13 protein-coding genes, 1 tRNA gene and 3 rRNA genes are annotated in these 13,200 nt (G+C 53.1%); 4 read left to right on the top strand and 13 right to left on the bottom strand.

Annotated elements, in window-relative coordinates; all coding sequences use genetic code 11:
* The 4 genes from DEU53_RS13645 to rrf (DEU53_RS13630) all read left to right on the top strand — a co-directional run.
* Positions 1-206: ribosomal RNA gene (locus DEU53_RS13645) — 23S ribosomal RNA — on the top strand; the annotation flags it as partial.
* A 102-nt stretch (positions 207-308) separates the two neighbouring features.
* A 5S ribosomal RNA gene (rrf, locus tag DEU53_RS13640) occupies positions 309-424 on the top strand.
* A gap of 15 nt (positions 425-439) precedes the next feature.
* Positions 440-515 (top strand) — tRNA-Thr (locus tag DEU53_RS13635).
* Between the two features lie 36 nt (positions 516-551).
* Positions 552-667, top strand: a 5S ribosomal RNA gene (gene rrf, locus DEU53_RS13630).
* A gap of 156 nt (positions 668-823) precedes the next feature.
* On the opposite strand, the gene DEU53_RS13625 is transcribed toward rrf (DEU53_RS13630), so the two are convergent.
* The 13 genes from DEU53_RS13625 to aroQ all read right to left on the bottom strand — a co-directional run bounded on the left by DEU53_RS13625 (position 824) and on the right by aroQ (position 13,052).
* Positions 824-1,585: an amino acid ABC transporter ATP-binding protein gene (locus DEU53_RS13625; protein WP_061720213.1), complete on the bottom strand. Its 762-nt coding sequence runs from the start codon at positions 1,583-1,585 to the stop codon at positions 824-826.
* Between the two features lie 8 nt (positions 1,586-1,593).
* Positions 1,594-2,694 (bottom strand): amino acid ABC transporter permease, encoded by a 1,101-nt coding sequence (locus DEU53_RS13620; protein WP_061720212.1) that lies wholly within the window; start codon positions 2,692-2,694, stop codon positions 1,594-1,596.
* Positions 2,695-2,709: 15 nt separating this feature from the next.
* Entirely contained in the window at positions 2,710-3,888 is a 1,179-nt protein-coding gene (locus DEU53_RS13615; RefSeq protein ID WP_110867453.1) for an amino acid ABC transporter permease, read from the bottom strand.
* A gap of 66 nt (positions 3,889-3,954) precedes the next feature.
* On the bottom strand, positions 3,955-4,980 hold the full coding sequence (locus tag DEU53_RS13610; RefSeq protein ID WP_101762828.1) for an amino acid ABC transporter substrate-binding protein: 1,026 nt from the start codon (positions 4,978-4,980) through the stop codon (positions 3,955-3,957).
* A gap of 542 nt (positions 4,981-5,522) precedes the next feature.
* Positions 5,523-5,819, bottom strand: a complete 297-nt coding sequence (gene fis, locus DEU53_RS13605; RefSeq protein ID WP_007891954.1) for a DNA-binding transcriptional regulator Fis — start codon at positions 5,817-5,819, stop codon at positions 5,523-5,525.
* Positions 5,820-5,843: 24 nt separating this feature from the next.
* Complete coding sequence (gene dusB / locus DEU53_RS13600; RefSeq protein WP_101762829.1) at positions 5,844-6,809, bottom strand: tRNA dihydrouridine synthase DusB; 966 nt, start codon at positions 6,807-6,809, stop codon at positions 5,844-5,846.
* Positions 6,810-7,173: 364 nt separating this feature from the next.
* Entirely contained in the window at positions 7,174-7,863 is a 690-nt protein-coding gene (locus tag DEU53_RS13595) for a carbonic anhydrase (protein WP_110867452.1), read from the bottom strand.
* Between the two features lie 240 nt (positions 7,864-8,103).
* The gene (gene prmA / locus DEU53_RS13590) at positions 8,104-8,985 is read right to left on the bottom strand and encodes a 50S ribosomal protein L11 methyltransferase (RefSeq protein ID WP_110867451.1); all 882 of its coding nucleotides are present in this window, start codon (positions 8,983-8,985) and stop codon (positions 8,104-8,106) included.
* An 11-nt stretch (positions 8,986-8,996) separates the two neighbouring features.
* On the bottom strand, positions 8,997-10,442 hold the full coding sequence (panF, locus tag DEU53_RS13585) for a sodium/pantothenate symporter (RefSeq protein WP_101762832.1): 1,446 nt from the start codon (positions 10,440-10,442) through the stop codon (positions 8,997-8,999).
* Positions 10,432-10,674 (bottom strand): YhdT family protein, encoded by a 243-nt coding sequence (locus tag DEU53_RS13580; protein ID WP_110867450.1) that lies wholly within the window; start codon positions 10,672-10,674, stop codon positions 10,432-10,434. The genes panF and DEU53_RS13580 overlap by 11 nt, the downstream gene beginning before the upstream one ends.
* Before the next feature lie 72 nt (positions 10,675-10,746).
* On the bottom strand, positions 10,747-12,096 hold the full coding sequence (gene accC, locus DEU53_RS13575) for an acetyl-CoA carboxylase biotin carboxylase subunit (protein WP_008101999.1): 1,350 nt from the start codon (positions 12,094-12,096) through the stop codon (positions 10,747-10,749).
* An 11-nt stretch (positions 12,097-12,107) separates the two neighbouring features.
* On the bottom strand, positions 12,108-12,578 hold the full coding sequence (gene accB, locus DEU53_RS13570; RefSeq protein WP_101762834.1) for an acetyl-CoA carboxylase biotin carboxyl carrier protein: 471 nt from the start codon (positions 12,576-12,578) through the stop codon (positions 12,108-12,110).
* 21 nt (positions 12,579-12,599) lie between these two features.
* The gene (aroQ, locus tag DEU53_RS13565; protein WP_101762835.1) at positions 12,600-13,052 is read right to left on the bottom strand and encodes a type II 3-dehydroquinate dehydratase; all 453 of its coding nucleotides are present in this window, start codon (positions 13,050-13,052) and stop codon (positions 12,600-12,602) included.
* Positions 13,053-13,200 lie beyond the last annotated feature (148 nt).

Raw genomic sequence — 13,200 nt, 5'->3', positions numbered from 1 at the left:
CATGCCAATGGCACTGCCCGGTAGCTAAGTGCGGAAAAGATAAGTGCTGAAAGCATCTAAGCACGAAACTTGCCCCGAGATGAGTTCTCCCTGACTCCTTGAGAGTCCTGAAGGGACGTTGAAGACTACGACGTTGATAGGCCGGATGTGTAAGCGCAGCGATGCGTTGAGCTAACCGGTACTAATGACCCGTGAGGCTTAACCTTACAACGCCAGAGGCGTTTTGGTCCGAGAGACCGGAGATTTTCAGCTTGTTTACGGACTGGTCTGCGGCGCCTGAGAGGGGGCTGCGGACAAAACAGAATTTGCCTGGCGGCTTTAGCGCGGTGGTCCCACCTGACCCCATGCCGAACTCAGAAGTGAAACGCCGTAGCGCCGATGGTAGTGTGGGGCCTCCCCATGCGAGAGTAGGGAACTGCCAGGCATCAAATTAAAGTGTGCTGATATGGCTCAGTTGGTAGAGCGCACCCTTGGTAAGGGTGAGGTCCCCAGTTCGACTCTGGGTATCAGCACCAGTTTTAAAGCGTGAGTTCGGTAAATTACAGAATTTGCCTGGCGGCTTTAGCGCGGTGGTCCCACCTGACCCCATGCCGAACTCAGAAGTGAAACGCCGTAGCGCCGATGGTAGTGTGGGGTCTCCCCATGCGAGAGTAGGGAACTGCCAGGCATCAAACACAGAAGCCCTGAACGAAAGTTCAGGGCTTTTTTGTATGCATCAGAAACCTTCCGCTGTCACTCACAAACCTAACCCAATTCAAATTGCAGTTATAAAAAAAGCCCCTGCTTTTCAGCAGAGGCGTTTCTTAATCTAACTCACTGGATATCAATGAATAACCTGTGACAGAAACGCACGTGTACGTTCTGATTTCGGATTGGCAAAGAACTCCTGAGGCGGGGCTTCTTCGACAATTTCACCCCGATCCATGAAGATCACACGATCCGCCACCGTACGCGCAAATCCCATCTCATGGGTAACGCACAACATGGTCATGCCATCTTCTGCCAGGCCAATCATCGTATCGAGTACTTCTTTAACCATCTCGGGATCGAGCGCGGAGGTTGGCTCATCAAACAGCATAATTTTCGGCTTCATACAGAGTGAACGGGCGATCGCCACACGCTGTTGCTGACCACCTGAAAGCTGGCCAGGAAATTTATGCGCATGCTCAGCAATGCGTACACGCTGAAGGTAATGCATGGCCAGCTCTTCTGCTTCTTTCTTCGGCATTTTGCGTACCCAAATCGGTGCCAGCGTACAGTTTTGCAAAACGGTAAGATGCGGGAAAAGATTAAAGTGCTGGAAAACCATGCCTACTTCGGTTCGAACTCGTTCAATATTACGCACATCGTGATTGAGATGGATGCCATCCACCACGATGCGTCCTTGCTGATGTTCTTCGAGGTGATTGATACAACGAATAGTGGTCGATTTACCCGAACCGGACGGTCCGCACAGTACGATACGTTCGCGTGGTTTTACTTTTAAATTGATGTCTTTCAATACATGGAACTGACCGTACCATTTGTTAACGTTTTCGAGTGTAATCATCATGGCATCAGCCGCATTAGTCATAGTTTGTGTCATGTTAAACCTCAGTGCGATGCACGCCCGGTGTGAAAACGCTTCTCCAGATACTGGCTATAGCGCGACATGCTAAAACAGAAAATCCAGTAGACCATGGCAGCAAATACATAGCCTTCCGTCGACATACCCAACCAGGTTGGATCAACGGTGGCTTGCTGCACGCTACTGAAGAGATCGAATAAGCCGATGATGATCACCAGGCTGGTATCTTTAAACAGCGCAATGATGGTATTCACCAGGCCGGGAATGGTCATCTTGAGCGCCTGCGGTAAAATCACCAGCATCTGGGTTTTCCAGTAGCCCAGCGACAGAGATTCAGCGGCTTCATATTGGCCTTTTGGTAGCGCCTGCAAACCGCCGCGCACCACTTCCGCGACATACGCAGACTGGAACAAAATCACGCCAACCAACGCACGCACCAGTTTGTCGATGGTGGTACCTTCCGCCATAAACAGCGGCAGCATCACCGACGACATAAACAGCACGGTGATCAGCGGTACACCACGCCAGAACTCAATGAAGATGATCGAAAGTGTACGCACCACCGGCATTTCAGAGCGGCGTCCCAGCGCCAGTAAAATCCCCAACGGCAGCGCGCCGGCAATCCCCACTGAAGCGATAATCAGCGTTAATGTCAGGCCGCCCCACTGGCGAGTCTCTACGCGCTCTAAACCGAAATAACCACCGTACATCAGGAACCAAACCACAATCGGATAGACCACCGCCCAACAAGCGATGTAGCGACCGCGACGCGGCATTGATTTGATGAACATCGGAATAATCGAGAGCAAGCCGATGACCAGCGACAGGTTGATGCGCCAGCGCAGTTCATGCGGATAGAGCCCATACATAAACTGGCCAAAGCGTGCATGGATAAACACCCAACATGCGCCTTCTTTGGTACAGTCTGCGCGCGTCTCACCAATCCAGTTAGCCTGAAATACCAGCCAGTTCAGTGCCGGAGGAATCACGTTCCAGATAAGCCAGATGCTGAACAACGTCAGCAATGTATTCAGCCAGCTGGAGAACAGATTTTTGCGTGCCCAGAGCCAAGCCTTGCTAAGTGGATTGGTCGGAATCGGCGGTGTTTCATGTGTAGTAACAGACATAATGATCCCGTTCTCTTAACGCTCAACCAGCGCAATTTTGCGATTGTAGAGGTTCATCAGCAGTGAAATGATCAGGCTGATAATCAGGTAAACCGCCATGGTAATCGCGATGGTTTCTATCGCCTGACCGGTTTGGTTCAGCACGGTACCGGCAAACAGCGAAACCATATCTGGATAGCCGATAGCGGCCGCCAGCGATGAGTTTTTCACGATGTTGAGGTACTGGCTGGTGAGTGGCGGGATAATCACACGCATTGCCTGCGGAATGATCACCTGACGCATGGTCACTGGATTAGGTAAACCCAGCGAACGTGCAGCTTCACTTTGACCATGTGGCACCGACTGAATACCGGAACGAATCACTTCGGCGATGAACGACGAGGTATAAACCGACAGCGCGAGAGTCAACGCGGCGAGCTCAGGGATCATCACGAAACCGCCACGGAAGTTAAATCCACGCAGTTCCGGCACATCCCAATGCATGGCAACGCCAAACAAGGTATGAGCAATCAGCGGCAGCAAAATCAGCAACCCAACCGCAGCCGGCCAGGTGCGACGCAGTTGGCCGGTTTTTAACTGATGCTTACGGTTGTAGCGGAACAGCGCCATGCAACCCAGCACCGCTAACGCCAGCGCGATCAGGAATGGCCATGTGCCAGGTGCGTACTCTGGCCACGGAATATACAAACCGCGATTGCTGACGAATGCCAAATCAAAAGCGTTGAGTGCCTGACGTGGGCCGGGCAGGTTACGCAGTACCGCGAAGTACCAGAAAAAGATCTGCAGCAGCGGCGGGATATTACGGAAGGTCTCGATATAAATGGTTGAAAGCTTGCGCAGCAGCCAGTTCTCAGACAAGCGAGCCAGGCCCACGGCAAAGCCAAGGATCGAAGCGAAAACAATACAGAGCGCGGAAACCAGCAGGGTGTTGGTCAACCCCACCATAAACACGCGCGCGTAGGTGTCGCCTTCGGTGTAATCGATCAGGTGCTGAACGATGCCGAAGCCGGCACTGCGATCCAGAAACCCGAATCCGGAAGTGATGCCACGATTGGCCAGGTTGATTACGGTGTTGTGGATTAAATATCCCACCACAGCAAGCACGGCAACAATCGCGACGATCTGGTAAAGCCAGGCGCGAACCGTAGGATTACCGAACGAAAAATCCCTTTTTACGGTTGGGCGTTGCGACATGTTAAAACCTCAGTGAAGATTACGCGTGGGCACCGCAGGATGCGGTGCCCGACTGGCAGAATGGAATTAACGAACTGGCGGAGCGTACTGGATGCCGCCCGCATTCCACAGCGCATTCTGGCCGCGCTTAATTTTCAGTGCGCTGTCTTTACCGACGTTACGGTCGAACACTTCCTGATAGTTACCCACTTGTTTGATGATGTTGTAAGCCCACTTGTTATCGAGCTTCAGGTCTTTACCGAAGTCACCTTCCGCGCCCAGCAGATGTGCCATATCCGGCGTAGTCGGTTTCGCTACCATGTCATCGACATTTTTAGAGCTGATACCCATCTCTTCCGCGTTCAGCATGGCATACAGCGACCATTTGACGATGGTGAACCAATCGTCATCACCGCGACGTACCACGGGCCCCAGCGGCTCTTTCGAGATCACTTCTGGCAGTACAATGAACTCGTCTGGCTTGCCAAGTTTGATACGCAGCGCATACAGCTGAGATTGGTCAGACGCGAGGGTGTCGCAACGGCCGCTGTCGAGCGCTTTAGCGGATTCGTCAGAGCGGTCGAAGGTCACGGGGGTGTACTGCATTTTATGGGTTTTGAAGTAATCAGCCACGTTCAGCTCGGTATCAGTACCGGCCTGAATACACACGGTGGCGCCATCCAACTCTTTAGCACTTTTCAGACCGGCTTTCTGGTGCGTCAGGAAGCCGATACCGTCGTAATAGTTCACGCCTGCAAACAGGAAGCCCATGCCGCCATCGCGTGATGAGGTCCATGTGGTGTTACGAGATAAGATGTCTACTTCGCCAGACTGCAGCGCGGTGAAGCGTTCTTTCGCGGTCAGCGGGGTGTATTTCACTTTAGTTGCGTCGCCAAATACTGCGGCAGCGGCTGCACGGCATACATCCACGTCAATACCGGTGAATTTGCCGTTAGAGTCAGCATATGAGAAGCCAGGCAGGCCGTCACTGATGCCGCACTGTATAAAACCTTTCTTCTTAATGGCATCCAGCGTGGTGCCAGCGTGCGCTTGTTGAGCAACGGCTAACAGCGAGGCTGCAGCGACCAGAGTGGAAAGCATCATCTTTTTCATAAAGCATCCTGTGTGGCGATATCGTGTGTTGTTATGTTTGCGCGCACTTTAATGTGCGCTGTTTTCTGTCTGTGGTGGTTAGCCATCCACAACTCTGCAAACCTGATGCCAGGTTTGCAGAATCCTGAATTCTCTGGAAAGATCTTTTAATAAACTGAAGCACTCAGAAGATTCTGGCTAATATGGCGCACCAAAAGGCAGCATGGCGAGACGACACGATCACAAATAGTGCAAAAAGTTTCACTATATGGAAGCAGTGTGAGCTAACGCTCAGGAGTGGATGTATGAGTTTGCACACTTACGGCCGAAGCGGTTGAGGATCACAGAGAAAGCGGGCTGAAGGGTGATGAAAGGATAAATGAGCGCGTAATAAAGTGAGGGTAAATGCGTTGCTAAGAAGGATGGGATATCACCGCTGCAATTGCAACTATCGTTACCATTATCGCGCCAATTGTTTCATGCGTTTTTAACCTCAGGAAATTACCGGCAGCAGAAACAAAAACGCCAGCCGCAAGGCTGGCGTTATCGCAGCAACGAACAGATTAGTTCATGCCGTATTTTTTCAGCTTCTTACGCAGGGTACCGCGGTTGATACCCATCATCAGAGCTGCACGGGTCTGGTTGCCACGGGTGTACTGCATCACCATGTCCAACAGAGGCTGCTCGACTTCTGCCAATACCAGCTCATACAGATCACTCACATCCTGACCGTTCAGTTGAGCAAAATAGTTCTTCAGTGACTGTTTAACCGAATCACGCAGTGGCTTTTGGGTCACCTGATCCTGAGAGTTAACGGTAGAAACGGTGAGTACGTCAGAATTTACGCGTTGTTCGAACATAGTTCTTTCAGCTCTTTATTTCGTTTACGCAAGATTTTCGAAGTATGCCTCCAACGCCTCCAGCTGTTCGCTGGCATCCTCTATGGCGTTGAATGTGCGCCGAAACTGGTCATCAGGAGCACTTTCCTGCAAATACCAGGAAACGTGTTTTCGGGCAATACGGTATCCTTTGCGCTGACCGTAAAAGTCGTGCAGCTCCCGTATATGTCCAATCAGCATTTGCTTCACTTCAGCCAGCGGCTTCGGTGCCAGCAGCTCCCCTGTGTCCAGATAATGCTGGATTTCCCGGAAGATCCACGGTCTTCCCTGAGCGGCACGGCCAACCATAAGAGCATCGGCTCCGGTATAGTCGAGCACCGCTCTGGCTTTATGCGGGTCAGTAATGTCGCCATTCGCAATAATCGGAATGGAAACGCTCTGCTTAACTGTCCGAATGCTGTCGTATTCAGCAAATCCCTCAAACAAACAGGCGCGCGTGCGGCCATGAATGGTGAGAGCCTGAATGCCACAGCGTTCAGCCAATTGGGCAATCTCTACACAATTACGATTTTCTTTGTCCCAGCCGGTACGAATTTTCAGCGTAACCGGTACATCCACTGCATTAACCACCGCGGTGAGAATCGACTCCACCAGTTGCGGATGTTGCAGCAGCGCTGAACCTGCCATCTTACGATTCACTTTTTTGGCCGGGCAGCCCATGTTGATATCGATAATCTGCGCGCCAGACGCCACATTAATGCGCGCGGCAGCAGCCATCTCATCAGGATCGCAACCGGCAATTTGCACGGCGCGGATACCAGGCTCGTCACTATGCACCATGCGCAAACGGGATTTGTCACTGGCCCAAACTTCCGGGTTCGACGACAGCATCTCGGAGACAGTCATACCGGCGCCGTTCTCGTAACACAGGGTGCGAAATGGCTTATCGGATACTCCGGCCATAGGCGCAGCAATGAGTCGATTACGTAGCTGATGTTGTCCAATGCGCATGAAAAAAGAAGTGACCCTAACTGTTCGCAAGGCGGCGTATATTACGCATTTTTTAAAGAAGATGAAAGGCCAAACTTTGAACAATTCGCTCTCAGAGAGCACGGAAATAGCGTTATCCAGTAAGGGATGAGTTATTAATCTTTATAATTCATGAGATTAAAAAAATATGCTGAAATTGTGTACAAAAATTTTTCTCAAAACATGACCGAAATCACAACATAAAAACCGCTTCTTCCATTAATTAGCGAAAGAAATGACGCCATTATGATTATTAATTGAACTACTTAGTCACGTAGGGTTAGCGTCACTCCCCAGAAACCTACGTCGTGGAGGAGTGACAGATATAACCTCAGACATCAGGCTACTATTCAATAACCACGCGACCATTCAGCGGCTGAACTGGGCGACTGTTGCCGTGCTCACCTAACAGTTTGGCGAACGTTTTAAGCTGTTCAGTTGATGCCGAAACAGTTTGCTTCATCACTAACCAGCGCACACCTTCGGTACAAGGTGGCGTCGTCAACGAACCGCTAAAGCGATAGTAGTTCTTTTGACCCGGAATCAAAGCGCTGAGATTAAGTGGCTGTTGCAGCGCCGCCTCTTTGTTAACTTCAGGTGGCAGTTCACGCAGGATCTCCGCCAGCGCAGGGTTTTCCGCCCCGGCTTCAAACATCACGCCAACCACCGCCAGATGTCCCTCTTCGCTGGCATGGACGAAATGCGCGGCCAGCGGAAAGCGTTTGCCATCAATCAGATTTTCGCTCGGCGTATGGAAGTGGAACTGACGCAGCGTATAAGCTTCGCCATCCAGCGCGAGCGCATCGCCATCTTTGACGTTGATCTGGATGGTGTGACCGTTATTGATGATGGATTTTTGTTTGGCTTGATAGCTCAACGTTAGCGGCGGCAATTGTCCATTCACCACCTTGCGGATAACGACAGGCGACTGGTTCACACCGCTTTTACAGGTGTGATAATCGGCGTGCAGATTGCCCCATTCATCCGGCGCTTCATAAGACCAGTTTGAGCTGTGAGCGTGCGCATACGATGCCATGCTTGTCAGCAGAGCGAATAAACAAAGTTTCTTTTTCATCATCCATTACTTTCAGCGATTTATCGAAGTGAAATGCCATCAAAGGCATTGCCAGCAGGGATAGCGCTATCGCCTGGAGCAGGATTGTAATGACTGAAATGTAAAGAAACGGCAAGGGTTGAGAAGGGCTGGCGCTTTGAGACGGGTCTCAGAAAAATAGTACGGCTTGCCAGTCAGTTAGCCGACTGGCAAGCGGGCAGGTTAGCGGCGTACGCCGGTGATGCGGCACCACTCTTCTTTCTCTGCAACCGCGTCGAGCTCAAAACGCTCAGCGTAGGCTTCACACACGCTTTCAGCCTGGCTCGCTAACACGCCGGACAATCCAAGATGACCGCCGGCTTTCGGCAGCACGCTAATCAGCGGTGCCAGCTCACGCAGCGGACCCGCGAGGATGTTGGCGACCACCACGTCAGCCTGCAAGTTTTCCGGCTGCTGGTGGGGCAGATAGAGCGCCAGACGCTCAGAGACGCCATTACGCTCGGCGTTATCACGGCTGGCCTGAATCGCCTGCGGATCGATATCAATGCCGATCGCCTGCGCCGCGCCCAATTTTAGTGCAGCGATAGCGAGAATGCCGGAGCCACAGCCAAAGTCGATCACCGTTTTGCCCTGCAGATCCAGGCCATCAAGCCAGGTCAAACACATCGATGTGGTAGGATGCGTGCCGGTACCAAAGGCTAGGCCCGGATCCAGCATCACATTGACGGCATTTGGATCCGGCACATCGCGCCAGCTTGGGCAGATCCACAGACGCTCACCGAAACGCATCGGGTGGAAGTTATCCATCCATTCGCGCTCCCAGTCCTTGTCTTCGATCTGCTCGATCTTATGGCGAAACGCGGATCCCAGCAGCGGATGCTGGCTTAACTCGGCCACCACATCGCTCATCTCGGTTTCAGCGTCGAACAGGCCGATGACATCGGTATCGCCCCACAGCAGCGTTTCGCCCGGCAGCGGCTCGTACACTGGATTGTCGTGCGTGTCCTGGAAAGTGACCGACACCGCGCCAACCTCCATCAGCGCATCGCTCAGGGTTTCGGCGTTTTCGCCGGTGCTGTTAATTTTGATTTGAATCCAAGGCATAGCGTTTCTCTTTATTCCAGTGCCGCGGCATGCGTTGCAGGCGTGCGGCCAAACAGATTGCCCACCAGGAAGGCCAGCAGGCTTAAGGTCAATGACGGAACGATCGGGTGGAAGCCCCACCACTCAATATTCAGGCTGGCAAGCAGCGTATAGCATCCCGCGCCGACCAGCATGCCGCTGATCGCGCCGGTGGAGTTGGCGCGCTCCCAGTACAAACCCAGCACCAGCGGCCACAGAAAGACCGCTTCAAGGCCACCAAATGCCAGCAGATTCAGCCAGATAATCATATCGGGCGGATTCCACGCTGCCAGCAATAGCAGCACACCGAGCACAAAAGTGATGGTGCCTGACAACATGCGCAGGCGCGCTTCATTTTCACTGTGCTGCGGGGCAATGCGCAAATAGAGATCTTTGATCAGCGTAGCGGAGGATTGCAGCAGCTGCGCGTTGATGGTCGACATAATGGCCGCCATCGGCGCCGCAAGAAATACGCCCGCCGCCATGGGCGGTAATACGGTAATCATCAGCGTAGGAATCACGCGATCGGGGATGGTGAGATCGGGCAAAATCACGCGCCCCAGCGCGCCGGCCAGATGCATACCAAGCATCAGGATCACCACTACAATGGTGCCGAGCACAATGCCACGATGCATGGCTTTGCTGTCTTTATACGAAATACAGCGCACCGCGGTGTGGGGCAGGCCAATCACCCCGAAACACACCAGCACGGCAAACGAGCTGAGGAAGGTTGGGTTGATGACATTGCCCACGCCTTCCGGTGAGGTCAGCTGCGGATCGATATCATGCAGTTTGGTCACTGCGGAGGCTAATCCGCCAGCGTGGTGAATCACTGCAAACAGCAGCAGGAAGGTGCCGATCAGCATTACCAAACCTTGCATCGCATCGTTCAGCACGCTGGCGCGGAAGCCACCGAAAGCGGTGTAGAGCGCGATGGTGCCGCCGAAGATCAGCAGGCCGGTGTCATAAGGAATGCCGGCCGCTGTTTCCAGCAGGCGCGCACCGCCAATGAACTGCACGGTCATTGCGCCGATAAACGCCACCAACAAACTGATGCTGGAGAGCCAAATAAGCAGCGTGCTGCCGTAGCGGCCATACAACATGTCGTTGAGCGTTACGGCGTTGTAGCGACGCGCCAGAATGGCGAATTTCTTGCCTAACACGCCAAGCGAAAGCCAGACGGCAGGCACCTGAATCATCGCCAGCAGCACCCAGCCAAGGCCATATTTATAGGCTGCGCCGGGGCCGCCAATGAACGAGCTGGCGCTGATATATGTGGTGGTGATGGTCATGGCCAGCACAAAACCGCCCATCGAACGGCTGCCGAGGAAGTATTCGCTCAGGAAGTTGCCCTGACGCTGCTTGCGCATGGCAAACACCGACAGCGCGGCGATCAGCACCAGATAGGCCAACAGCGGAAGAATGATTTCAGAGTCCATCGTTATCCTCCAGCGACATGTCGCGGAACAGCTCGCGCACCATCAGCCAGCACAACACAATAAACAGCAGCGGGGCGAACAGACACGAAAGCTCGAACCACCTTGGTAAGCCTAAGACGCCGATCTCATTGCCGCCCAGCCAGGCAGAAAGTCCCCAAACGGCAAGGTAGGCCAGCGTCAGATAAAGTGACCAGCGCGCCTCTTTGTTCGCTTGTAAAAAACGCCAATCCATTATGTAACCTCAAAGGCGACAAAAATGAAAAAGGCCGGAGTTAACCGGCCTCTGCTTTGCTCTGCACTGCAATTACTTCTCTTGCAGGCCGAGTTTTTTCTCCAGATAGTGGATGTTGGTGCCACCCTGCTGGAAGTTTTCGTCGGACATGATTTTCATCTGCAGCTCAATGTTGGTCTTGATGCCGTCGATGATCAGTTCCGCCAGCGCATTCTTCATGCGCGAGATTGCCACGTCACGGTTTTCACCGTAGGTAATCAGCTTACCAATCATGGAATCGTAGTACGGTGGCACGCTGTAACCGGCATAGATATGCGATTCCCAACGTACACCAAAGCCGCCCGGCGCGTGGAAACGGGTGATCTTGCCTGGGCTTGGCAGGAAGGTGTTGGGATCTTCGGCGTTGATACGGCATTCAACCGCATGACCGCGAATCACCACGTCTTCCTGTTTGATCGATAGCGGCTGACCAGCAGCAATACGCAGCTGCTCTTTGATCAGATCGACGCCGGTGATCATCTCAGTCACCGGATGCTCCACCTGAATACGGGTGTTCATCTCGATGAAGTAGAACTCACCGTTTTCGTACAGGAACTCGAAGGTACCTGCACCGCGATAGCCGATATCGATACAGGCTTTAGAGCAGCGCTCACCGATGTAGCGACGCAGTTCCGGCGTGATGCCTGGCGCTGGCGCTTCTTCGACGACTTTCTGGTGACGACGCTGCATTGAGCAGTCACGTTCCGCCAGATAGATCGCGTTACCCTGGCCGTCGGCCAGCACCTGAATCTCAATGTGGCGTGGATTCTCGAGGTACTTCTCCATGTACACCATGTCGTTGTTGAAAGCCGCTTTGGCTTCCGCTTTCGTCATGTTGATGGATTGCTCAAGATCCTTGTCGCTGCGCACGACGCGCATACCGCGACCGCCGCCGCCGCCGGAGGCTTTGATGATCACCGGATAACCGATGCGCTTAGCGAAGGCACGGTTTTTTTCCATGTCGTCGGTCAGCGAGCCATCAGAACCTGGCACGGTGGGTACGCCCGCTTTCTTCATGGCGGTGATGGCAGACACTTTGTCGCCCATCAGGCGAATGGTGTCGGCTTTCGGGCCAATAAAGATAAAGCCTGAACGCTCAACCTGCTCGGCGAAATCGGCGTTCTCAGAGAGGAAGCCGTAACCCGGGTGGATCGCGACCGCGCCAGTAATTTCAGCGGCGGAGATCAGTGCCGGGATGTTCAGGTAGCTTTTGACTGAAGGTGGCGGGCCGATGCAGACGGTTTCGTCTGCCAGCAGCACGTGCTTCAGGTCACGGTCCGCGGTGGAGTGCACGGCAACAGTCTTAATGCCCAGCTCTTTGCAGGCACGCAGAATGCGCAGCGCGATCTCACCACGGTTAGCAATGACAATTTTATCCAGCATGCTTCGCCTCGTTATTCGATGATGACCAGCGGCTCGTCAAATTCAACCGGTTGGCCGCTTTCGACCAGAATCGCCTTCACAACGCCGGATTTGTCGGCTTCGATCTGGTTCATCATTTTCATCGCTTCAACGATGCACAGGGTGTCGCCGGCATTCACTTTCTGGCCAACTTCAACGAAAGCTTTCGCGTCTGGGCTTGGCGTGCGATAGAAAGTGCCGACCATTGGTGAACGCACGATGTGGCCACTGATTTCTGGTTTAGCGGCTTCTGCTGCAACCGGTGCGGCAGGCGCCACCGCGGTAGACAACGCAGGCTGCTGCTGCATCATTGGCGCAGCATAAGCCTGCTGCATCATTGGGTAGCCGGCATTTGCAGGTGAACGGCTGATACGAACGGACTCTTCGCCCTCGGAGATTTCCAGCTCGGAGATGCCAGACTCTTCAACCAGTTCGATCAGTTTCTTAATTTTACGAATATCCATGAGTGTGGTTCCGTACTCTGTTTAATTGGAATGTGACAGGCGTTTTACTGCCGTTTGTAAAGCCCACGCGTATCCATCAGCGCCAAGTCCACAGATGACGCCAGCAGATACATCGGAAAGATAGGAGTGATGTCGGAACGGTTCGCGTGCATGCACGTTCGAGAGATGCACCTCAATAAAAGGAATGCTAACCGCCAACAGGGCATCACGCAGTGCAACGCTGGTATGCGTGAACGCAGCAGGATTGATGATGATGTAGTCCACGTTGCCGCGGGCTTCGTGAATACGGTCAATCAACTGAAACTCTGCGTTCGATTGCAAATGACTCAATTTCACATGGTGCTGATCGGCCTGTTGCGTCAGATCGCCGACGATTTGCGCCAGCGTGGTGTGACCATACTTATCAGGCTCGCGCGTTCCCAATAGATTCAGGTTGGGACCGTTCAAAAGCAGTATGTGAAATTTGTGCGCCATCTTGCTGCTATCTCCTGCAATCAGTAAGGCATCGCGTAAAATACCGCGACATCTTGCGTTTGTCACCCTTGCGGATGAAAAACCAGACTTCGCTTGCAATAAAGCCGGGCATTATATCCGTTTCGTCGACATTCGCAGCAAAATACTG

Source organism: Pantoea sp. AG1095 (assembly GCF_003208415.1).
In the GTDB taxonomy this organism is placed as follows: Bacteria; Pseudomonadota; Gammaproteobacteria; order Enterobacterales; family Enterobacteriaceae; genus Pantoea; species Pantoea leporis.
Note: the sequence above shows the minus strand (reverse complement) of the source record. Positions and strands in the feature narration are given on the sequence as shown.